Annotated in this window: 26 protein-coding genes; 7 read left to right on the top strand and 19 right to left on the bottom strand. The window is 65.5% G+C overall.

What is annotated here, in order from left to right; translation table 11 throughout:
- Positions 1–5 precede the first annotated feature (5 nt).
- A complete protein-coding gene (locus GDN70_RS15295) occupies positions 6–467 on the top strand; it encodes a DUF488 family protein (protein ID WP_028142919.1) in 462 nt (153 codons plus the stop codon).
- A gap of 132 nt (positions 468–599) precedes the next feature.
- On the opposite strand, the gene GDN70_RS15290 is transcribed toward GDN70_RS15295, so the two are convergent.
- From GDN70_RS15290 to GDN70_RS15265, 6 genes are all read right to left on the bottom strand, one after another.
- Entirely contained in the window at positions 600–1,514 is a 915-nt protein-coding gene (locus tag GDN70_RS15290; protein ID WP_097668939.1) for a PhzF family phenazine biosynthesis protein, read from the bottom strand.
- Positions 1,515–1,698: 184 nt separating this feature from the next.
- Positions 1,699–3,006, bottom strand: coding sequence for an adenylate/guanylate cyclase domain-containing protein (locus GDN70_RS15285; protein WP_028142917.1), 1,308 nt, complete (start codon positions 3,004–3,006; stop codon positions 1,699–1,701).
- A 29-nt stretch (positions 3,007–3,035) separates the two neighbouring features.
- Positions 3,036–4,199 carry an ABC transporter permease gene (locus tag GDN70_RS15280; RefSeq protein ID WP_097668927.1) on the bottom strand — a complete coding sequence of 388 codons (1,164 nt, stop codon included), beginning with the start codon at positions 4,197–4,199 and terminating at the stop codon, positions 3,036–3,038.
- Positions 4,196–5,128, bottom strand: a complete 933-nt coding sequence (locus tag GDN70_RS15275; protein WP_152102735.1) for an ABC transporter ATP-binding protein — start codon at positions 5,126–5,128, stop codon at positions 4,196–4,198. The genes GDN70_RS15280 and GDN70_RS15275 overlap by 4 nt, the downstream gene beginning before the upstream one ends.
- Positions 5,125–6,042, bottom strand: a complete 918-nt coding sequence (locus GDN70_RS15270; RefSeq protein WP_240536402.1) for an HlyD family secretion protein — start codon at positions 6,040–6,042, stop codon at positions 5,125–5,127. Before GDN70_RS15270 ends, GDN70_RS15275 begins: the two co-directional genes overlap by 4 nt.
- Positions 6,039–6,722 carry a TetR/AcrR family transcriptional regulator gene (locus tag GDN70_RS15265; RefSeq protein WP_028142913.1) on the bottom strand — a complete coding sequence of 228 codons (684 nt, stop codon included), beginning with the start codon at positions 6,720–6,722 and terminating at the stop codon, positions 6,039–6,041. Before GDN70_RS15265 ends, GDN70_RS15270 begins: the two co-directional genes overlap by 4 nt.
- A 110-nt stretch (positions 6,723–6,832) precedes the next feature.
- On the opposite strand from GDN70_RS15265, the gene GDN70_RS15260 reads away from it, so the two are divergent.
- The 3 genes from GDN70_RS15260 to GDN70_RS15250 are packed head-to-tail and all read left to right on the top strand — an operon-like array spanning position 6,833 to position 8,055.
- On the top strand, positions 6,833–7,168 hold the full coding sequence (locus GDN70_RS15260; RefSeq protein ID WP_028142912.1) for a helix-turn-helix transcriptional regulator: 336 nt from the start codon (positions 6,833–6,835) through the stop codon (positions 7,166–7,168).
- Positions 7,165–7,629 carry an SRPBCC domain-containing protein gene (locus tag GDN70_RS15255; protein WP_028142911.1) on the top strand — a complete coding sequence of 155 codons (465 nt, stop codon included), beginning with the start codon at positions 7,165–7,167 and terminating at the stop codon, positions 7,627–7,629. Before GDN70_RS15260 ends, GDN70_RS15255 begins: the two co-directional genes overlap by 4 nt.
- Positions 7,630–7,641: 12 nt before the next feature.
- Positions 7,642–8,055: a GFA family protein gene (locus tag GDN70_RS15250; protein ID WP_028142910.1), complete on the top strand. Its 414-nt coding sequence runs from the start codon at positions 7,642–7,644 to the stop codon at positions 8,053–8,055.
- A gap of 4 nt (positions 8,056–8,059) precedes the next feature.
- Here the strand turns inward: GDN70_RS15250 and adhP are convergent, their stop codons facing one another.
- The 11 genes from adhP to GDN70_RS15195 all read right to left on the bottom strand — a co-directional run bounded on the left by adhP (position 8,060) and on the right by GDN70_RS15195 (position 17,243).
- Positions 8,060–9,085, bottom strand: a complete 1,026-nt coding sequence (adhP, locus tag GDN70_RS15245) for an alcohol dehydrogenase AdhP (RefSeq protein ID WP_028142909.1) — start codon at positions 9,083–9,085, stop codon at positions 8,060–8,062.
- 135 nt (positions 9,086–9,220) lie between these two features.
- Positions 9,221–9,631, bottom strand: coding sequence for a DUF2000 family protein (locus tag GDN70_RS15240; RefSeq protein WP_028142908.1), 411 nt, complete (start codon positions 9,629–9,631; stop codon positions 9,221–9,223).
- A gap of 127 nt (positions 9,632–9,758) precedes the next feature.
- Entirely contained in the window at positions 9,759–10,148 is a 390-nt protein-coding gene (locus tag GDN70_RS15235; RefSeq protein ID WP_028142907.1) for a DUF4189 domain-containing protein, read from the bottom strand.
- A gap of 193 nt (positions 10,149–10,341) precedes the next feature.
- A complete protein-coding gene (locus GDN70_RS15230) occupies positions 10,342–11,946 on the bottom strand; it encodes an NTP transferase domain-containing protein (protein ID WP_152102734.1) in 1,605 nt (534 codons plus the stop codon).
- Entirely contained in the window at positions 11,943–12,644 is a 702-nt protein-coding gene (locus GDN70_RS15225; protein WP_028142905.1) for an XdhC family protein, read from the bottom strand. Before GDN70_RS15225 ends, GDN70_RS15230 begins: the two co-directional genes overlap by 4 nt.
- Before the next feature lie 2 nt (positions 12,645–12,646).
- Entirely contained in the window at positions 12,647–12,970 is a 324-nt protein-coding gene (locus GDN70_RS15220) for an XdhC family protein (protein WP_007602422.1), read from the bottom strand.
- A 10-nt stretch (positions 12,971–12,980) separates the two neighbouring features.
- Positions 12,981–14,183, bottom strand: coding sequence for a VWA domain-containing protein (locus GDN70_RS15215; RefSeq protein WP_173015817.1), 1,203 nt, complete (start codon positions 14,181–14,183; stop codon positions 12,981–12,983).
- A gap of 158 nt (positions 14,184–14,341) precedes the next feature.
- On the bottom strand, positions 14,342–15,280 hold the full coding sequence (locus tag GDN70_RS15210) for a MoxR family ATPase (RefSeq protein WP_152102732.1): 939 nt from the start codon (positions 15,278–15,280) through the stop codon (positions 14,342–14,344).
- A 62-nt stretch (positions 15,281–15,342) separates the two neighbouring features.
- Positions 15,343–16,149, bottom strand: coding sequence for a xanthine dehydrogenase family protein subunit M (locus tag GDN70_RS15205; RefSeq protein ID WP_028142902.1), 807 nt, complete (start codon positions 16,147–16,149; stop codon positions 15,343–15,345).
- A 27-nt stretch (positions 16,150–16,176) separates the two neighbouring features.
- Positions 16,177–16,662 carry a (2Fe-2S)-binding protein gene (locus GDN70_RS15200; protein ID WP_028142901.1) on the bottom strand — a complete coding sequence of 162 codons (486 nt, stop codon included), beginning with the start codon at positions 16,660–16,662 and terminating at the stop codon, positions 16,177–16,179.
- A 134-nt stretch (positions 16,663–16,796) separates the two neighbouring features.
- Positions 16,797–17,243, bottom strand: coding sequence for a carbon monoxide dehydrogenase subunit G (locus GDN70_RS15195; protein WP_028142900.1), 447 nt, complete (start codon positions 17,241–17,243; stop codon positions 16,797–16,799).
- A 173-nt stretch (positions 17,244–17,416) separates the two neighbouring features.
- Between GDN70_RS15195 and GDN70_RS15190 the strand changes: the two genes are divergently transcribed.
- The 3 genes from GDN70_RS15190 (at position 17,417) to GDN70_RS15180 (ending at position 20,105) form a co-directional block, all read left to right on the top strand.
- Positions 17,417–18,772, top strand: coding sequence for a 3-carboxy-cis,cis-muconate cycloisomerase (locus GDN70_RS15190; RefSeq protein WP_152102731.1), 1,356 nt, complete (start codon positions 17,417–17,419; stop codon positions 18,770–18,772).
- Between the two features lie 28 nt (positions 18,773–18,800).
- Positions 18,801–19,583, top strand: coding sequence for a 3-oxoadipate enol-lactonase (gene pcaD, locus GDN70_RS15185; protein WP_038971675.1), 783 nt, complete (start codon positions 18,801–18,803; stop codon positions 19,581–19,583).
- A 129-nt stretch (positions 19,584–19,712) separates the two neighbouring features.
- Complete coding sequence (locus GDN70_RS15180) at positions 19,713–20,105, top strand: carboxymuconolactone decarboxylase family protein (RefSeq protein WP_028142897.1); 393 nt, start codon at positions 19,713–19,715, stop codon at positions 20,103–20,105.
- Here the strand turns inward: GDN70_RS15180 and GDN70_RS15175 are convergent.
- Both GDN70_RS15175 and GDN70_RS34950 read right to left on the bottom strand, forming a co-directional pair.
- On the bottom strand, positions 20,067–20,603 hold the full coding sequence (locus GDN70_RS15175) for a hypothetical protein (protein ID WP_038948021.1): 537 nt from the start codon (positions 20,601–20,603) through the stop codon (positions 20,067–20,069). The genes GDN70_RS15180 and GDN70_RS15175 overlap by 39 nt on opposite strands.
- A 225-nt stretch (positions 20,604–20,828) precedes the next feature.
- The gene (locus GDN70_RS34950; protein ID WP_018316535.1) at positions 20,829–21,011 is read right to left on the bottom strand and encodes a hypothetical protein; all 183 of its coding nucleotides are present in this window, start codon (positions 21,009–21,011) and stop codon (positions 20,829–20,831) included.
- Positions 21,012–21,223 lie beyond the last annotated feature (212 nt).

Below are 21,223 nucleotides of genomic sequence, written 5' to 3'. Positions count from 1 at the left end.
GCGCCATGGCAAAGGCGAAAAAGCTGTTCACCATCGGCTATGAGCAGACGCCGCCCAAGGCGGTGCTGGATGAGCTGGTAGAGGCCGGCGTCAAGCTCGTGGTCGACGTGCGCGCGGTGACGTCGTCACGCCGGCCGGGCTTTTCCAAGAAGCAGCTTTCGGCAGGGCTCGACGAACGTGGCATCGCCTATGTCCACCTCGCCGCGCTCGGCACGCCGAAGGAAGGCCGGCTCGCCGCACGCAGCGGTCAGTACGATGTGCTGGAGAAGATCTTCTCAAAGCACCTCAAGGCGCCCGAGGCCAAAGAGGCGATGGACGAGCTCTCGGCGCTGGTGAAGAAGGCCGGCCCCGTCTGCCTGCTCTGCTACGAGAGGGACCACACGCATTGCCACCGCCAAATGATCGCGGAGATCATCGAGGAGCGCGATGGGGTTGCGGTGAAGAACTTGGCGGGACGGCAGGTGTAGCCGGAGCTCGGGCGGGGAACGAAACCACGACGGCGTGCCCCAGGTTGCACCTCGGCCGCGCATCCTTCGAGGCTCGCAAGGGCTCGCATCTCCAGCGACAACGGCTTCGCCATTGCGCGGGGATGACGGATCCTATCCCTCCCCCGCCAGCTTGAACGTCCCCTCCATCATCCGCACACAGCTGCCGCCGACATGGGCGGAGACGATCTTGCCGTCCTGCTTGCGCACGCGCGTCAGCAGCAGGCTCGGCCGGCCCATGTCAAAGCCCTGGCCGACCGTGAGCTTCAACTCGCCATCGCGCACGGGATCGAGATCGGCGAACAGCGCGGCCGCGGCAACCGTGGCGCTGCCGGTGGCGGGATCCTCAGCGTAGCCGCCGGCGCCGCGCATGAACATCCGCGCCTGGATCTCGCTAGGCGCCTCCGCCGCGGGCACATCGCGCGTATAGAACCACACCGAGACTGCACCGTCGCGCGGCAAGAGCCTGCCGAAGGCCGCCGCGTCGGACCTGGCCCGCTTCAGCGCATCGCGCGAACGTACTTCCGCCACCACGAAGGGCGTTCCGACGCCGACGACCTGCGGCGCATGGCGATCGGTCCTGATGTCATCGGCGCTCAGGGAGATGCAGGCCGCGACGTCTTCGGCAGAAAGCTGCGCAAGCCGTGACAGCGGCTGCGGCGCGGTGAGCTCGGTGCTGACCACCCGGCCCTGCTCGCGAAAAATATCGACCGGCACGAGCCCGGCCTTCTCCTCGAATAGCAGGCGCGGCTTCGGCTCCTTGGCGAGGCTCGCCAGCACGAAGGAGGTCCCGATATTGGGATGGCCCGCAAACGGCATCTCCCGGACCGGTGTGAAGATACGCACCTCGGCATCATGGGCCTTGTCGCGCGGCGGCAGCACGAAGGTGGTCTCGGAATAGTTGAACTCGGTCGCGATCGTCTGCATCTGCGCCGTCGTGAGCCCGCCGGCGTCGAGCACCACGGCGAGCTGGTTGCCGCCGAAGGCGCGGTCGGTGAACACGTCGACGGTGATGTAGCGGCGCTGCATCGTCACTTCCTCATGCAAGTCGCGGCCGCGACCGGCCGCATCGGGCGGCAGTCTATAAGCCGGCGACATCGCTCGTCATGCCCCAAAATTCGGAGCAATCGGAGCAATCGCGGAAGAGATTCTAGAAGCCTTCAACGAACCGCGGCTCGCTGCAACGAAACGCGACTCACATTTGAAGGCCCCCTCAGCCGAGCTGAAACACCGCCACCTTCCGCTCATAGCCGCGCACCTCGACCTCGCCGAGCGCAACGGCATCGTCACCATCGTTGCCCAGCGCCTCGCGCACGGTCGCGGAAATCAGCAGTTGCGAGCCGAACTCCTTGTTCAGCGCCTCCAGGCGCGATGCGAAGTTCACGGTGTCACCGATCACCGTGTACTCCTTGCGCCGGGGCGAGCCGATATTGCCGGCGACGACCTCGCCGAAATGAATGCCGATGCCGATGCGCAGCGGCCAGCTCGTCTGCGCGTTGATGCGGTCCATCGCACTCAGCATCTCGCGGCCTGCGGCAACCGCGCGATGCGCGGCGTCGGAGGCTTCCAGCGGCGCGCCGAACAGCGCGAGAAAGCCATCGCCGAGAAACTTGTTCACGATGCCGCCGTGGCGATCGAGGACGTCGACCAGCACCGCAAAGGCGCCATCGAGCCGGTCGACCACCTCCTGTGGGGTGCGCGACTGCGCGCCCGCCGTGAAGCCGCGGAAATCGACGAACATCACAGCGACGCGGCGGACGTCGCCGCCACCACTGGTTCCCGCCGCCATCAGCCGCTCCACCACCTGCGGAGAGACGTGCTGGCCGAACAGGTTCGTCACCCGGTCGCGTGCGGTCGCCGCCGCGATGCTCGCGGCGAACTGGCGGCGCAGCTGAGCGCCGACCGCGCCCGCCAGCGCGCCACAGATCAGGATGACGATGCTGCGCACAGCGTGGAAATAGATCAGGGGCTCGCCGGCCTCGTCGGCCGCGTTGTAGAGCAGCGCGACGGACAGAAGCCCGGCTGCGGCGACGAAGCCTGTGAACGCAGAGAGCCAGAAGTCGAGCCGCAAGGTCGAGAGGATGACGAAGATGAAGTACATCAGCGGCACGGCGAAACCGAGCGCCTGGCTCGCGCCCATGGTCCGGGTTTGCAGGATCAGGATCACCGTTGGCAGCGAAGTCTCGATCAGCGTGCCGATATAGCGCCGGATCACCGGCAGATCGCGATCGAGCCGGAGGTTCTTCCTGATCTGGGTGTGGACCCAAACCTCGAACAAGATGAAGCCGCCGAGCAGGCCGTAGACCTCGACAAGCCCTTCCGTTCCGCGCCACACCCGGTTCACCACACTGGGGTCGATCAAATAGATCGCGGTGAGCAGCACCATCATGACGCAGCCCGTCATGATCAGCGCCCGCACCCGGAGCAGCTCGGTGCGAAGCACTTCGCGTGTCAGCTCGCGCTCGAAATCCTCCGATAGCACGGCGTGCTGCCGTGTCCTCCTGCTGGCAAATCTGACCATTCCGCCCCTCGATTCCGGGGTATTGTGCCTCAATCCAGCGTGCGGCGGAAGCGCGTCACGGCGATGGTCATGGCGAGCGCCATCAGGATCGCCAGTGCCAGGGCGTCGAAATGCAGATTCTGCATGGTCGCGCCCTTCAGCATGATGGCGCGGACGATGCGAAGGTAATGCGTCAGCGGCAGGCATTCGCCGAGATATTGCGCCCAGGTCGGCATGCCCGCGAAGGGAAACATGAATCCGGACAGCAGAATGCTCGGCAGGAAGAACATCATCGACATCTGCATGGCCTGGAGCTGGTTCTGCACCACGGTCGAGATGGTGTAGCCGATCGACAAATTGGTGGTGATGAACAGCGTCGAGAGCAGTGCCAGCAGGAACAGATTGCCGAGCACGGGGACGCCGAACAGGCCAACCCCGATGCCGATGATGAGAAACGCCTGCACGAAGCCGACGAGCACGTAAGGCACGATCTTGCCGAACATCACCTCCACCGGCTTGATCGGCATCGACAGCAGGCTCTCCATGGTGCCGCGCTCGACCTCGCGCGTGACCGACAGCGCGGTGAAGATCAGCATGGTCATGGTGAGGATGGTGCCGACTAGGCCCGGCACGATGTTGAGGCTGGAGGCCGCGGCCGGATTATAGCGGGCATGCGCGCGGATCTCGAACGGCATCTCCGGGGGATCGCCGATGTAGAGATCGTGCTTGAGCGCGGTCTGCACGACCATGCCGAGCGAGCCGATCGCCGCGCTCGCCGCCACCGGGTCGGTGGCATCGGCCGCAACCAGCAGCGCCGGCCTGTCGCCGCGCCGCACCGCGCGCTCGAAGCCACGCGGGATCTCGACACCGAACAGCACCTTGCCGGATTTCAGCAGATTGTCGAAATCCTCGACATCGTGCACCTCGTAAAGGAAGCGGAAATAGGCAGTGTTCTCCAGAGCTTTCAGGATCGAGCGGGCGAGATCGGAGTCCTCCTGGAGCAGCACCGCGCTCGGCAGATGATGCGGCGTGGTGTTGATGGCATAGCCGAACAGCATCAGCTGCATCACCGGCAGCATCACGATCATCGCGAACGAGACGCGGTCGCGCCTCAGCTGGATGAACTCCTTGATCAGCATCGCATAGGAGCGCCGCAGGAAGCCGAAGCGCTCGCGGATTTCATGCTTTGGTGCGGGATGATCGACGGCACTCATTGGAAATTGTCCTTGGAGCGCCCCATCAGTTCGATGAACACGTCTTCCAGTGAGGGATGCGACTTCTGCCAGTGCAGGCCGCTTCGCTCGCGCCACGGCGCAATGCTGGCTTCGAGCGCGGCAACGTCCCGCCCCGAAACGTGCAGCGAGGTGCCGAACGGCGCCACCATATCCACGCCGGGCTTGCCGGTGAGCTCGGCCGCGAGCTCGTTCAGGTCTTCGCCCGTCACGGTGTAGGTCGTCAGCGCGGATTTCGCGATCACCTCCTCCACGGTGCCGTGCACCAGCAGATGGCCGTAGGCGATGTAGGCGATCTCGTGGCAGCGCTCGGCCTCGTCCATATAATGGGTCGAGACCAGCACGGTGAGGCCCTCGGCGGCAAGCGCGTGGATCTCGTTCCAGAAGTCACGCCGCGCCTTGGGATCGACGCCGGCGGTCGGCTCGTCCAGCAGCAACAGTTTCGGACTGGGCAGCGTGCAGGCACCCAGCGCCAGCCGCTGCTTCCAGCCGCCGGAAAGCTCGCCCGCAAGCTGCTCCTCGCGTCCCGAGAGCCCGAGCCGCTTGATCATGTCGCGCGCTGCCCCGCGCGCATCGGCCAAGCCATAGAGCCGCGCGACGAATTCGAGGTTCTCGCGCACCGAAAGATCCTGATAAAGGCTGAAGCGCTGGGTCATATAGCCGACCTGGCGCTTGATCTTTTCGGTATCGCGGCGGATGTCGTAGCCGAGACAGGTGCCCTCGCCGCTATCCGGGGTGAGGAGACCGCAGAGGATACGGATGGTCGTGGTCTTGCCCGAGCCGTTGGGCCCGAGGAAGCCGTAGATCGAGCCGCGCTTCACCTGCATCGACAGATCGTGCACGACCTCGCGGCCGCCGAACGATTTGGTCAGGCCCTTGACGTCGATCGCGATGCCGCTCTCGCCATTCATCGCTTGTCCGCCACCGGTGTCTTCGGATTGAGATAGACGTCGATCGGCTGTCCGACCCGCAGCGCGTCGGGGCGCGACGGCCGCGCCTGGATCAAATAGACCAGCTTGTTGCGCTCATCGAGGCTGTAGATGACAGGCGGGGTGTATTCGGCCGAGGTCGCAATGAAGTAGATCTTTGCGGTGAGATCGGCCGCGCAATTGTCGCAGCCGATCCGCACCGTGTCGCCGATCGCAAGCTTCGGCAGCGCGGTCTCTGGCACGAAGAAGCGCAGCTTCATGTTGCCGGGCGGCATGATCGACAGCACCGGGCGCTGCGCCGCTACCATCTCGCCCTCGCGGAAATAGATCTGCTGGATGGTGCCGGCAACGGGCGCAAAGCCCTTGCGCCGCGCCATCCGCGTCTCCGACGTCGCCACCCGCGCTTCCGCGACGCGCAAGGCAGACACGGCCGAATCGAGATTGGCCTGCGTGCCGGAGCCGGTCTTGCTCAGCGAGGCCGCGCGGTCATAGGTCTGTTGTGCGTTGGCGAGCGTCGCCTTTTGCTGATTGAGATCGGCAAGCTGAAGGTCGTCGTCGACGGAATAAAGGGCATCGCCGACCTTGACCTCGTCGCCCTCGCGGACATTGAGCTTCGTCACCCGCCCCGCTTCGTCCGGGCTGACGAAGATCATGTCGGCCTCGACCCAGCCCTGGAAGCCGGGATCACGCTTCTCGTTGCACCCGGCGAGACCGGTGGCGAGTGCCAGAACCGCGATCGCACAGAGGCGCGACAGATTCGGCTGTCGATCCCTCACCCTGAGGAGCCGCGAAGCGGCGTCTCGAAGGGCGAGAAGCCACAGCCGGGCCTGCATCCTTCGAGACGCGCGTTCCGCGCTCCTCAGGATGAGGTGAGAGATGGTTCGTGACGACGTCATGTCGTCCTCCGTTCGCCAAAAATCAAATCGAGATGAACGCGCAGCATGTCCTGCGCGTCGAGCGGCGCGTGCCGCGCAAACAGGCTTTGCCAGATCACCGCAATCATCGCGGGCGCGACCAGGATCTGCGGATAGCGCGCGAGGTCCTTCTCCCGGATCTCGCCGCGGGCGATGCCGAGCTCGATCAGCGTGCGCATCGCGGCGATCCCGCGCGAGACGACCTCGCGGTAGTAGAAGTCGGCGACGGACGGAAAGCGCGGGCCCTCCGCCACAATCAGGCGTACCAGATCACCCCGCCTGGTGCCGATGACCTCTTTCAGGAAATTGCTGGCAAAGGCCTCGACGAGGTCGCGCACCGAGCCCGTCGGCGGCGGCAGTGCGGTCAGCCGCGCCACGACCGGCACGATCACGACGCGCACCAGCTCCTCGAACATCGATTCCTTGTCCTTGAAGTGCAGGTAGATCGTGCCCTTGGCGACGCCGGCGCGTTTGGCAATGTCGTCGAGTCGCGTTGCGGCAAAACCGCGGGCGATGAACTCCTCCATCGCGGCGTCAACGATCGCCGCGCGCCGCTCCTGCGCGCGCGCAGCACGGTTCGATGCAGGCACCCCTCCGCGGGCTGCCGCAGGCTCCGCGCTCTGTGCCGACTTGTTGGCGAGCTTGGTCGACTTCTTCATCATTAGATGTATATGACTGACTAGTCAGTCATAGTCAAGTTAAGGCTGTTCTCTTGGGTAGCCTCAGACGAATTAGTATTGACTAATGAATTAGCGTCGGCTAATTGAATGACATGATCGAAACCGCTCCAAACCCCGTCACCACTGTGATGCGCGCCCTCGCCGACCCGACGCGCCGGGCGGTGTTCGAGCGCGTGTTCGAGAGCAAGGAGATCACCGTCGCCGAGCTGACGCGCGGCAGCGGCGTAACCCAGGGCGCCATCTCGCAGCACCTGAAGTCGTTGAAACAGGCGGGCCTCGTCGCCGAGCGCGCAGAGGGCCGCAACGTCTATTACCGCGCCGCGCCGCAGGGGCTCGAACCGCTGGTCACCTGGATGGACCATTACGGCGTGTTCTGGCGCGAGCGCTTCCAGAATCTGCGTGACCTCTTGAAGGAGATCGATCCGTGAGTGCTGTTGCTTCCAAGATCCAGACCCAGGACATCGTCATCGACGAGGTCTTCCCTCACGCCGTCGCGACGATCTGGAAGGCGCTGACCAGCGCACAGCTGATTGCGCGCTGGCTGATGCCGCCGACCGGTTTCGAGGCCGTCGAAGGCAACACCTTCACGTTCAAGACCAACCCGGCCGGCGCGTGGGATGGCACGATCCATTGCCGCGTTCTGGAGGTCGTGCCGAACCAACGCTTCGCCTATGCCTGGAAGGGTGGCGACGAGGGTAACACCGGTTACGGCTCGGCGCTCGACACGGTCGTCACCTGGTCCCTCACGCCGGTCGAAGCAGGGACGCGCGTGCGCGTGGTGCACTCCGGCTTCGTGACGCCGACGAACGACACCGCTTATCGCAACATGAGCGACGGCTGGGTCAAGGTGCTGCAGCGGCTGGATGCCATCTCCGGCGAAGACAAGTAGGGAAGCACCTCAATGGACAAGCCCTATACCGGCGGCTGCGCCTGCGGCGCGATCCGCTATTCGATTGCCGGCGAACCCCTGTTCAGCAATCACTGCCAGTGCCGGGACTGCCAGCGCGAAAGCGGCAGTGCGCATGGCTCATACGCGACGTTCGCACGAGCCGGCGTCACGCTAACCGGCGAGGCGAAGCATTGGGATATCGTCGCCGACAGCGGCAACGTGAAGACGCGCGGCTTCTGCACGCAGTGCGGCGTGCCTGTGTACATGACCTTCGCGGCGCAGCCCGACGTCTTCACAATCCGCGCCGCGAGCCTCGACGAGCCTGCCCGCTACAAGCCGCAGGCAGTCACTTTCGCCGCGCGCGGCCATGACTGGGATCGCCTCGATCCCAGCCTGGTAACGTTCGAAGGCATGCCGCCTGGATGAGGCGCTAGCCGAAATCAAGCACCATGCGACCGTCGATCTTGCCGGCCTTCATCCGCTCGAAGACATCGTTGATCTGCGCTAGCGGCACCTTCGTCACTTCGGCCTTCACCTTGCCATCGGTGGCGAATGCGACGGCTTCGTCGAGGTCGCGCCTCGTGCCGACGATGGAGCCGCGCACCGTGATGCGCTTGAGGACGACGTCGAAGATCGGCGTCGGGAATTCGCCCGGCGGCAGGCCGACGAGGCTGACGGTGCCCTTCCGGCGCACCATCTTGAGCGCCTGGGCGAACGCGGCGGTCGAGACCGCCGTCACCAGCACGCCGTGGGCCCCGCCGCCGGTTGCCGCAAGAACCTGGTCCACCGCACCAGCGGTGAGGGCATTGACCGCGAGATCGGCGCCGGTTTCGCGCGCCAGCTCCAGCTTGTCCTCGGCGATATCGACGGCAGCGACCTTGAGCCCCATCGCCTTGGCGTACTGAATCGCGACATGGCCGAGCCCGCCGACACCTGAGATCACCACCCACTCGCCGGGCCTGGCCTCCGTCTCCTTCAATCCCTTGTAGGTGGTGACGCCGGCGCACAGGATCGGCGCGATGGCGGCGAAATCGACCGTCGCCGGCAGCTTTGCGGCGAAGGCGGCCGAGGCGATCACATATTCTGCGAAGCCGCCGTTCACGCTGTAGCCGGTATTGTGCTGGTGCTCGCACAGGGTCTCCCAGCCGGTCTCGCAATATTCGCAAGACATGCAGGCGTCGTGCAGCCAGGCGACGCCGACGGCATCTCCGACTTTCAGATTCTTCACGCCGGGCCCGAGCGCGGCGACGGTGCCGGCCGCCTCGTGGCCGGGAATGAAGGGCGGTACCGGTTTCACCGGCCAGTCGCCGGAGGCTGCATGCAGATCGGTGTGACAGACGCCGCAGGCCTTCACCTTGACCAGAATCTCGCCGGGGCCGGGCTGCGGCACCGGCACGTCCTCGATCACCAGCGGCTTGCCGAATTGCTTGACGACTGCGGCTTTCATGGTCGGCATCTGTCTGCTCCTCTGCATTTTGGAGCAGAATAACGACCCCGCGCCGCGCTCCTTTGATGGGCGTCAAACAGCACAAAGTTTGCGCAAGGCGGCCCCATCATGACACCACGATGACGCCGCGCCGATGCCGGCGTGTCAGCTATGGAACTTCAGGCCATCGACGATCTTGTCGATCACCTTGCGCTCGGCGCGCATGGCGATGCCGACGAGGTTGAGATCGTTGCGCGCCACGGCCCTCACCGCCTCGCGATTGGCGGCATCGTGCGTGGTGCTGAACATGTCCTCGGTATAGACCGCCGGCTTGACGTTGCGCGCGAGCGCACGATCCAGCGCGCGCGATAGTGCCGGCCCGTCGGCGCCGTAGATCAGGATCGGCTGGCCGATCAACGCATGATAGTTCGTGCCCGAGGCGTCTTCATAGGCATCGCCAATGCATTCGGGAAAAGCCGCGGCAATGCCGCTGGTGAGGAAGGACGCGACGTTGAGCTTCTGCCAGGCCTGAAGATCGGTGCGGATCACGACCGCGATCTTGGTGTCGAACTGCATCTATTCCTTCCACTGTCATTCGGGGGCGGTCCAAAGGACCGAGCCCGGAATCTCGAGATTCTCAGGTGCGCAATTGCGCACCATAGCTCGATGCTACGCATCGCCCCGGAATGACAGCAAGAGGAAATCAACCCTTGGCGTCGCAGGCCCAGGCGCGGATCACGCATTCCTTGCCGCCGTATTTGTAGCATTCGCGCGTGGCGGCGTTGAGCGAGGCAGAGATCTTCGGCTTGACGGCATAGCCATAAGCGCCGCAGGGGTTGGCGAGATCGACCGACATCGCAGCGCAGGCGCGCTTCATCGTCACGGTCGTGCAATCGCCCTTGCACTGCTTCTGCGCCGCGGCACGCGCCTCGTGCTCGTGGCCGTAATCAAAGGCCTGGCCATAAGCGCCGCATTTGCCGACTGCAATCGCGCCGGCGGCATGGGCTTCGGTGATGTAGCGGGCGCCCGTGACGGCAACTGACAAGACAAAGCAAAACATCGCGCAACGGCGCGCGACGACGTTCGAAGCCATGGAAAATCCCCTCCCCCCAAGGCAGGTGGAGGCGACTCTAAGCGGCGGTCGTTTCCAGATGGTGAACGGGTGGTTGAAATCGTGCGCGCACGGGTGGATTAGCGAAGCGCAATCCACCTCTTTTGTATCCGCGCAGACACACAGGTGGTGGATTACGCCTTCGGCTAATCCACCCTACGCAGCTACGGCACCGTCATCCGCCTCGCGCAGCTTCCAGCGCCTGCGGCGTGTCGATATCGAGGAAGGCGCTTTCGCCCTCGACGGGCACCTCGGCTACGGCCTCGGTGTGCTTGGCGATCAGATGGCGCGCGCCGACGTCGCCATCGAGCGTCATCAGCTCCTTGAAGAAGCGGCGCGACCACAGCACGGGATTGCCGCGGCGGCCCTCGCTCACGGGCACGACGATGAGATTGCCGCGATCCGGTGCGAAGCCGTCGATGAGACGATCGATCAGGCCGGCATCGATCAGCGGCATGTCGCCCAGGCACACCACGGCGCCGTCGCAAGCTTCAGGGACGGCAGCGATGCCGGCCTTGACCGAGCTGGCGATCCCGCCGGCAAAATCCGGATTCCTGACGAACTTCACTCTCAGGCCCTGCAGCGCCTGCTCGACCAGCTCGGTCTGGTGGCCGGTGACCACGATCACCTCGGATGCCCTGGAGGCCAGCGCCTGCTCGGTCGCGATTCGCACCAGCTTCTTGCCGTCGAGTTCGGCGAGAAGCTTGTTTGGCCCGCCCATCCGGGTCGAACGGCCCGCCGCGAGCACGATGGCGGCGACCTGGCTATTGCCCTCGGTCTCGGGCTGTGCGCGCGGCTGCGGCCGCGTCACGATCTCCATCAGGAGGCCGCCGACGCCCATACCCATCAGCTCCGAGCGCGTCACCTTGATGCCGGCGAGGAGCCGCATCAAGACCCAGTCGAAACCGTTCTCGACCGGCGAGCGCGCACAGCCCGGTGCGCCCAGCACCGGAACGTCGCCGGCCCGCGCGATCAGCAAGAGATTGCCGGGGTCGACCGGCATGCCGAAATGCTCGATCTCGCCGCCGATCCCCGTGACGGCCGCCGGAATCACGTCGCGGCGGTCGGCGATCGCGGACGCGCCGAACACGATGACGAGCTCCGCACCGAGGCCGAGCAATTCCTTGATCGCCGCCGACAGCGCGGCTTCGTCGTGCTGGACCCGCCGCTCGGCGATGATGCTGGCACCGGCCGGTGCGAGCCGCTCGGCCGTGACGCGCAGCGTCTTGTCGATCACCTTGGATGACAGGCCCGGCAGCAGCGTCGAGACCACGCCGACGCGCTGGATCACGTAAGGCGCGATCTTCAGCACGTCCTTGCCTGCGGCCTTCACCGCGGCATCGCGCAAACTGCCTTCGACGCCGAACGGGATGATCTTGACGGTGCCGACCATCTCGCCCTCGACCACCGGCTTGTAGGCGGTGAGCGTCGCAAAGGTGATGGCTTCGTCGATGTTGTTGATGCGGTCGACCGCGGCGCGGTCGATCACCAGCACACCCGGACGTGCGGCGAACAGATTGGCACGGCCGGTGAAGGCACGCTCGACATGAATGCCCTCGCCGCCGACGGCCAGCGCGATGCCGGCGGCCGCAACGTCCTCGGAGACGTCGCCCGCCTCCATGCGCACCACGACGATGTCCTTGATGCCGGCGCGCGTGAGCTGCTCGACCTCGGCAGGCCCGATCGTCGTGCCCTTCTTCAGCACCAGCGGTCCCTGGCGCAGGGTGTGGACGGTCACCCCGCCGATTGCATCCTTGGGGCTCGCCGGGCCGAACTTCATGCCGCTTCTTCTTTTTCTTTGGGTGGCAGGCGGAGCACCGCGGTGATCTCCGCCATGATCGACACCGCGATCTCGGACGGGGAGACCGCGCCGATCGCAAGGCCAATGGGCGCGTGAATGCGCGCGATGTCGCTTTCCTTGGCGCCCTGCGCCCGCAGCCGGTCGCCGCGCTTGGCGTGCGTCTTCCGCGAGCCGAGCGCGCCGATATAGAAGCAGCCGCGCTCGAAGGCGTGCAGTAGCGCGGGGTCGTCGATCTTGGGGTCGTGCGTCACCGCGACGAAGGCGGTGTAGGCATCGACATTGAGCGGCGGCAGCGCGGTGTCCGGCCATTCGGCCACCAGCGGAACGTCGGGAAAGCGTTCGGGGCTGGCGAACGCCGTGCGCGGATCCACGACGGTCACGTCGTAGCCGAGCGAGCGCGCCAGCGGCGCCAAGGCCTGGCTGATATGGACCGCGCCGACGATGACGAGTTTTGCGGTCGGCGCGTAGACGTTGAGGAACAGCTTCTTGCCGCCGGCCTCGACATTGGCGCTCTTGCCCATGCGGAGTTGCTTGTCGAGTTCGGCGCGCAAGGGATCTTTTGCAAAATCCTTCGCCTTCACCAGCCGCTGCTCGCCGCTCTCGGTGTCGGTCACCAGGATCACCGGCCGGCGCGCGGCGCGCTCGGCGTTGAGTTCGTGCAGGATCTCGAGCTTCACGGCTAACCGACCTTTTCGACGAAGACGCGGATGGTGCCGCCGCAGGACAGCCCGACATTCCAGGCGGTCTCGTCGGCGACGCCGAACTCCAGCATCCTCGGCTTGCCGCTCTGGATCACGTCCATGGCCTCGGTGACCACGGCGCCCTCGACGCAGCCGCCGGAAACCGACCCCAGGAACGTACCCTCGTCGTTGATGACGAGGCTGGAGCCTGCCGGGCGCGGCGCCGAGCCCCAGGTCTCCACCACGGTGGCGAGCGCGACGCCACGGCCGGCCTTCTGCCAGTCCTCCGCCGCCTTCAGAATATCCTCGTCGCGATCGAGCATGGGGTGCCTCTCAAGCTGCGGAGCGGATCAGGCTGCGGTGATGCGGCGGCAGCGGCCGGGAGAGCGTCGTGATCAGCTCCTGGATCGAACTCAAATTATGTACCGGGCGGAATTCGTCAACGTGCGGAAGCATCATTTTGATGCCCTGGGCCTTGGCCTCGAAGCCGCCGAACCGGAGCAGCGGGTTGAGCCAGATCAGCCGCCGGCACGAGCGGTGCAGCCGGTCCATCTCGAAGGCGAGCCTGGAATCCGCCTCCCGCTCCAGCCCGTCGGAGATCAGGAGCACGATGGCGCCCTGGCTCAGCACGCGCCGCGCCCACAATTTGTTGAAGTTGTGCAGCGAGGCCGAGATCCGCGTGCCGCCGGCCCAGTCCTCGACCGAGGCAGAACAGCTCGCCAGCGCCTCGTCGGGATCGCGCTGGCGCAGCGCGCGGGTGACGTTGGTCAGCCGGGTGCCGAACAGGAACACCGAGACGCGCTTGCGCGCATCGCCGATGGCATGGAGGAAATGCAGGAACAGGCGGGTGTACTCGCTCATCGAGCCCGAGATATCGAGCAGCGCCACGATCGGCGCCGGCTTCTCGATCCGCCCGAGACGATGGATGTCGATGATGTCGCCGCCGGTGCGCAAGGAGGCGCGTAGCGTGCGGCGCAGGTCGAGGCGAAGCCCGCGCGCATCAGGCCGGTGCCGGCGCGTCAGAAGCTCGGCCTGCGGCAGATGCATCCGCTCGACCGCACGCAGCGCCTCGCTGATCTCGGCGGCGCTCATCTGCGCAAAATCCTTCTTCTGAAGGATCTCCCTGTCGGACACCGACAGGCGCAGATCCTGCTCCTGGTGCTGCGGCGTCTCGGTCATGCGCGGCTGCGACATCGCCTCCTGCACGCGGCGGGAGCCCGCCTGCGGCTTCTTCTTGGCCTGGTCCGGCAGCGGCACCGAATCCAGCATGTGCTTCCACTCTTCCGAGGCGCGGAAGAACAGGTTGAAGGCCTGCTTGAAGATCAGCGCGTGCTCATGACGCTTGACGAAGATCGCCTCCAGCGTGGTGAAGACATCGGCGCGGTTACTGATGTCGATCACCTGGAGCGCGCTCATGGCGTCGATGACAGCGCCCGGCCCGACCGGCATGCCCGCAGAGCGCAGCGCGCGGGCGAAGCCGACGATGTTGTCGGCGAACTGCTCGGTCTGCGCGGGCGCCAGGTGGTTGATGGCCATGGTCTCGTATCCATCCCTCGTCATTCCGGGGCGCGCCACTTGGCACGAGCCCGAATCCATACTCCCGATCGTGGTTATGGATTCTCAGGTGCGCAATTGCGCACCATAGCTCGCGACTTCGTCGCGCCCGGAATGACGAGCTCTGTTGTAGCGCGAGATCAATTCTCGCTCGTCGCTTCCTTCAGCACCTTCTGCAGGGTGTCGCCCTGCATGCGGGTGATGTCGTCCTGGTATTTGAGCAGCGCGCCCAGCGTGTCGCCGACCACTTGCGGGGTCAGCGAGCGGGCATCTAACTCCGACAGCGCGGTGGCCCAGTCGATGGTCTCGGCGACGCCCGGCGACTTGTAGAAGTCCTGGTTGCGCAAAGCCTGCACGAAGCGCACGACCTGCTGCGACAGCTTGGCGGAGATGCCGGGCACGCGCGTCTTGACGATCGCGAGCTCGCGCTCGGCGGCGGGATAATCGACCCAGTGATAGAGACAGCGCCGCTTCAGCGCGTCGTGGATCTCGCGGGTGCGGTTGGAGGTGATGATGACGATCGGCGGGCTCGGCGCCTTGACGGTGCCGAATTCGGGGATCGTCACCTGGAAGTCGCTGAGGATTTCGAGCAAGTATGCCTCGAACGCCTCGTCGGCGCGATCGAGCTCGTCGATCAGCAGCACCGGTGGTCCCGCGACGTCGGGCTCCAGCGCCTGGAGCAGCGGCCGCTTGATCATGTAGCGGTCGGCGAAGATGTCGCTCGAGAGCTGGTCGCGATCGGTGTCGCCGGCGGCTTCCGCCATCCGGATAGCGATCATCTGCGCGGCGCTGTTCCACTCGTAGACCGCGGAGGAGACGTCGAGGCCTTCGTAGCACTGCAGGCGGATCAGCTTCCGCCCGAGCGCAGCGGACAGGACCTTGGCGATCTCGGTCTTGCCGACGCCGGCCTCGCCTTCCAGGAACAGCGGCCGGCCCATGCGCAGCGAGAGATACGTCACCGTCGCCAACGACCGCTCCGCGAGGTAGCCGCGCGACGTCAGGAGCTCGAGCATCGCATCGACCGATGCCGGCAACCCAACTGAAGTATTGGCCCCGGAAGTATTGGCCGCTGAAGTCATGAAAAAGCCAGTCTCGCTACGCCCTCACCGGGGACAAGTTTGGGCCGAGGCGTGAGGTCACCTCACTCCTTGGCGTTGGCGGCGTCGACGGCGCGCCGGGTCAGCACGCCGATGAGATGCGCGCGGTATTCGGCGCTGCCGTGGATATCGCTGTTGAGGCCCTCGGCCGGCACCTCGATGCCGTCAAGCGCCTTCGCGGCGAAGCGCTTCTTCAGGGCTTCCTCGAACGCAGTGACGCGGAACACGCCTTCGGAGCCGGCGCCGGTGACGGCAACCCGCACGTCGGACGGACGCCGCGCCACGAACACGCCAACCAGCGCATAGCGCGAGGCCTGGTTGCGGAACTTGACGTAGGCCGCCTTCTTCGGCAGCGGGAACATCACCTTCGTGATGATCTCGTCGGCTTCCAGCGCGGTCGAGAACAGGCCCTGGAAATACTCTTCGGCCTTGAGGCGCCGCTTGTTGGTGACGATGGTCGCGCCCAGCGCGAGCACGGCGGCCGGATAGTCCGCGGTCGGGTCGTTGTTGGCGAGCGAGCCGCCGATCGTGCCCTTGTGACGTACGGCGGGATCACCGATTCCGCCGGCAAGATTCGCGAGCGCCGGGATCGCCTCTCCGACGATGGCGGAGGTCGCGACCTCGGCGTGCTTGGCGGTGGCGCCGATTACCAGCGAACGGCCCTTCATCTCGATCGTATTGAGCCCCTCGATATGGGAGAGGTCGACCAGATGCGGGGGGCTGGCGAGGCGCTGCTTCATGACGGGAATCAGCGTGTGGCCGCCAGCGATCACCTTGGCGTCTTCGTTCTTCACCAGGAGGTTGGCGGCCTGCCGCACGGTCCCGGGGCGATGATATTTGAATTCGTACATCTGAATGTCCTGATCGCGGGATGCGCGTTACGCGAGGTCGGATTTCGCCATCGCCTTGGCGCCGGCGGAGATCGAGGCGACGATGTTCTGGTAGCCGGTGCAGCGGCAGAGATTGCCTTCCAGTTCTTCCCGGATCGTATGGTCGTCGAGCTCGTTGCCCTTGCGGTGCACGATGTCGATCGCGGTCATGATCATGCCCGGCGTGCAGAAGCCGCATTGCAGGCCATGGTGCTCGCGGAAGGCCTCCTGCATCGGATGCAGCGGCGCGCCGTCTGCGGCCAGCCCCTCGATCGTCCTGACCTCGTGGCCGTCGGCCATCACCGCAAGCGTGGTGCAGGATTTCACGGCCTTGCCGTCGACATGCACGACGCAGGCGCCGCACTGCGAGGTGTCGCAGCCGACATGGGTGCCGGTCAGGCGCAGATTCTCGCGCAAAAACTGCACCAGGAGGGTGCGGGGATCGACGTTGGCGGTGACTGGATTGCCGTTCACGATGAGGGAGATTTTTGCCATAAGCACTCTCTATCAGCGCCCCGACGGGTCCCGTCGAAGCGGTTCTTATAATTATTCCAACCCATCATATGGGCCATTATGCCCCGGGGCAACATCGCCCGGGACGCAAGGTGCCATGCCGAAGGCGATGACCTTCAGCCCTGTACCGCCTTGGCGAAGTTCGCGAAAAATTCGTCGGCGAGTTTCTTGGCGGCGCCGTTGATAAGGCGCTGGCCGAGCTGCGCCAACTTGCCGCCGATCTGCGCCTCGACATCGTAGGACAGCAGCGTGCCGCCGTCCTTCTCCGCCAGCTTGACCACCGCGCCACCCTTGGCGAAGCCGGCGACCCCGCCCTCGCCCTCGCCCGAGATCTTGTAGCCGTTCGGCGGGTCGAGATCGGAGAGCGTGACCTTGCCCTTGAAGCGTGCCGACACCGGGCCGACCTTCATTTTCGCCGTTGCGCGAAAGCCGCCGTCCTCGGTCCTCTCGAGCTCCTCGCAGCCGGGGATGCAGGCCTTCAGCACCTCGGGATCATTGAGCTTGGCCCACACGGCCTCGCGCGGCGCCGCAAGCTGGACTTCGCCGTTCATCGTCATGGCCATGAGGGTGCCTCCCGGATCGCGTAACTTATAGTGCTGATCAAGTAACGCAGGCACGCGGCAAAGGAAAGGGCGACACCCGGTCAAGTGCAATGCAAATTCGCAACTGCAAAAAGACGTGTGCGGGCGGTTGGGGATTGGCACAGCCGGGCCATGATGATTAGGTCGCGCGCAATATGAGCACATCCCTCTCCCCCCTGCTCGCACCGATGCTGTCGAGCGCCGCCATGCGCGCGGTCTGCGATGACCGGTCGACCCTGCAGAACATGCTCGATTTCGAGGCAGCCCTGGCACGCGCGGAGGCCGCCACGGATGTGATTCCGGCCTCTGCGGTGGGCTCGATCGAGGCCGCATGCAAGGCCGATTTCTTTGACATGGCGGCGCTGGCAGAGGCCGCGACGCGATCGGGCAATCTGGCGATTCCCCTGGTCAAGATGCTGACCGCCAATGTCGGCAGGGCCGACACCGAGGCCGCGCGCTACGTGCATTGGGGCGCCACCAGCCAGGATGTCATCGACACCGCGACCATGCTCACGCTTCGCGCCGGCCTCGATGCGCTGGACGCCGACCTCAGCCGCGCCATCAAGGGGTTCGCCGCGCTGGCGCGCAGCCATCGCAACACCGCGATGGTGGCACGGACCTGGCTGCAGCACGCGCTACCGATGCCGTTCGGCCTGAAAGCCGCCGAATATGCCGCAGGCCTCGCTCGCGCCCGCTGCCGCCTGCGGCGGCTCTCCCGCGAGGGCCTCGCGCTGCAATTCGGCGGCGCCGCCGGCACACTGGCGGCCCTCGGCGACAAGGGGCTGGCGGTGGCCGAGCGGCTGGCGCAGGAGCTGAACCTGCCGCTACCGGAAGCGCCCTGGCACACCCATCGCGACCGCATCGCGGAGGCCGCTTCGGCTTTCGCTATTCTGGCTGGAACCTGCGGCAAGATCGCGCGCGACGTTTCGCTGATGATGCAGACCGACGTCGCGGAGGCCTTCGAGCCCGCGGGCGAAGGCCGCGGCGGCTCCTCGACCATGCCGCACAAGCGCAACCCGGTCGCCGCCGCAAGCGCGCTGGGCGCCGCCACAATGGCCCCGCAGCTTGCAGCGACGATATTTGCGGCCCAAGTGCAGGATCATGAGCGCAGCGCGGGCCCCTGGCACGCGGAATGGCCGACGCTGCCGCAATTGATGCTGGTCGCCTCAGGCGCGCTGGCCGCCATCGTCGACATCGCCGAAGGCCTCGACGTCGACGCCGCGCGCATGCGCAGCAATCTCGATGCGACGCACGGCCTGATCATGGCGGAAGCTGTCACCTTCGCGCTGGCCGACAAGATCGGCAAGAGCGATGCGCATCATCTCATCGAGACCGCCAGCAAGCGCGCGGTCGCCGAGAAGAAACATCTGCGCGAGGTGCTGACGGCCGATTCGCAGGTCACTGCCCATCTTTCTCCGGAAAAAATTGCGGCATTGTTCGAGCCGATGGCCTATCAAGGGGCTTCCCAAGCCTTGATCGACCGGCTGCTCGACAGCCTCGACCGCGAATAAGAACCGCAAAGCACGACGGAGACGCCGCATGCCCATGATCGATGCCGACGGTTGCCTGCTCAACGTCTCCGTCGAGGGCCGCGACGGCGGGCCGACGCTGATGCTGTCCAACTCGCTCGGCTGCACGCTGCAGATGTGGGAGCCGCAGATGAAGGCGCTGACGCAGGTGTTCCGCGTCATCCGCTACGACCGCCGCGGCCACGGCAAGTCAAACGTTGCGCCCGGCCCCTACACCATGGAGCGCTTCGGCCGCGACGTGCTCGCGATCCTCGACGACCTCAACATCGAGAAGGTGCATTGGTGCGGCCTGTCGATGGGCGGCATGGTCGGGCAATGGCTCGGCGCCAACGCGCCGGAGCGCTTCTGCAAGCTCATCCTCGCCAATACCTCCTGCTACTATGCCGAGCCGACCAAATGGCTGGAGCGCATCGACGCCGTGAAGAAGGGCGGCATCGCCGCGGTCGCCGATGCCGTGATCGCGGGATGGCTGACGCAGGACTTCCGCGAGCGCGAGCCTGACATCACCGCGAGGATGAAGTCGATGCTGCTCGCCTCCCCCGTCGAAGGCTACCTCGCCTGCTGCGAGGCGCTGTCGACGCTCGACCAGCGCGCGCTGCTGCCGAAGATCAAGAGCCCAACGCTGGTGATCGCCGGCCGTCACGACATGGCGACGCCGATCTCGGCGGGCGAGTTGATCCGCTCGAATATTCCGGGCGCAAGCATGACCATCATCGACGCCGCGCATATTTCCAACGTCGAGCAGCCGCACGCGTTTACGGACGCGGTGGTGGGGTTCTTGACGCAACGCTAGTTGTTGTCACCGTCATTCCGGGGCGCCTCGAAGAGGCGAACCCGGAATCTCGAGATTCTCAGGTGCGCAATTGCGCACCATGGTTCGATGCTTCGCATCGCCCCGGAATGATTGACTGGAGGCACCACAATGGACGACCAGAAGCGCCGCGATGCCGGCATGAACGTGCGCCGAAAGGTGCTGGGCAATGCCTGGGTCGACAAGTCGATCGCGAACCGCAATGCGTTCAACACCGACTTCCAGGACATGATCACCCGCTACGCCTGGGGTGAAATCTGGACCCGGCCGCATTTCGACGAGCGCACGCGGCGTGTGCTGGTGATCGGCACCATGGTCGCGCTCGGGCAATGGGACGAGTTTCGCCTGCATGTGCGTGCGGCGCTCGCGGAGGGGGGCTTCACCCCCGACGACATCAAGGAAATCCTGCTGCAGCAGGCGATCTATTGCGGCGTGCCGGCGGCGAACCACGCCGTCAAGGAAGCCTCAGCGATTGTGCAGGAGCTCGGCCTGCTCAAGACCTAGCGACGCAGGGATCTCGGCAGGGGTCTCGACGCTCTGCGGAGCCGCATCGGGCCGCTCGATCAGGATCACGATGGCAGCACCGAGCAGCAGCAGCAGCTCGGTGGCGTGCAGCCGGAGCGCGGCCATCTCGCCGACCTTCGAAGCCATCACCATGCTGGCAAACGAGATCAGGCTGCCGATCGCCAGCGCGATCCCGAGCGCCTCGTCGCTGCTGCCGGACTTGCGGGTCCGGGGGACGCAGAGCAGAGCCAGATAGATCGCAAAGAACGCCACCACGGTGAGCCGGCCCAGCGCAAGCAGCCAGGCCGCGCGCACCGTGCTCATCCCTGCCATCTGGAGATGGTCGCTGAGGAACAGCGCGACGGCGACGCTCGGCCGCTCGTAGAGGCCATGCACCGGTGCGACGATGATGTTGAAGGCGACGATGGTCCAGGCCGGAATGAAATAGGCCGCCAGCAGCGCGCCGTTGACCGAGCCTATCCGCCAATTCCTGAACATGCCGCTTCCCGCTTCGTCGACCACGCGCCTTCCGCTGGGAAGGCTTTGCCGGGAGCTAACTCTCATCAGACTGTGGCGGCAATTTAAACCCTTTGTTTACCTTAACTGCCCTGCCCCCGGTCGTTCCGGGGCAATGCGCAGCATTGACGCGGCAACCAACTGCCAAAAAAAGACCCCGCCTTGCGGCGGGGCCTCCTCACTACCCTTCTTTCTCGGGCTCCCAAATTACTTATCCTGCTGGCCGCCCTGCTGCTGGCCGGGGCGATCGCCCTGGCGCATCGGATCGTTCTGCTGCTGCTGTCCAGGTTTCTGACCGCCGCCCTGCTGCTGGCCCGGCTGCTGACCTGGGCGCTGCTGGCCGGGGTTCTGACTCTGCTGACCCGGATTCTGGTTCTGCTGCTTCGTCATTCGGGGAACTCCCTTGTTGGACGTCAGAGGCGAGATAACGGCCGGCATCCGCTTTGGTTGCCCGAGGAACCCGGTTCCTCGCAGTTGCGGAACCGACGGCCAAATGAGCTCTGTACAAGACCTTCTGCCAGAGCGTGAGCTGTTGCAGCCGCCAGTTCCCTCCTGTTACAAATCCGGAAGAATGCTTAGGGGCTGCCGGGGCCCAAGAAACG

This window comes from Bradyrhizobium sp. TM102, from assembly GCF_009176685.1.
In the GTDB taxonomy this organism is placed as follows: Bacteria; Pseudomonadota; Alphaproteobacteria; order Rhizobiales; family Xanthobacteraceae; genus Bradyrhizobium; species Bradyrhizobium ottawaense.
This window is presented reverse-complemented; position numbering and strand designations above follow the sequence as displayed.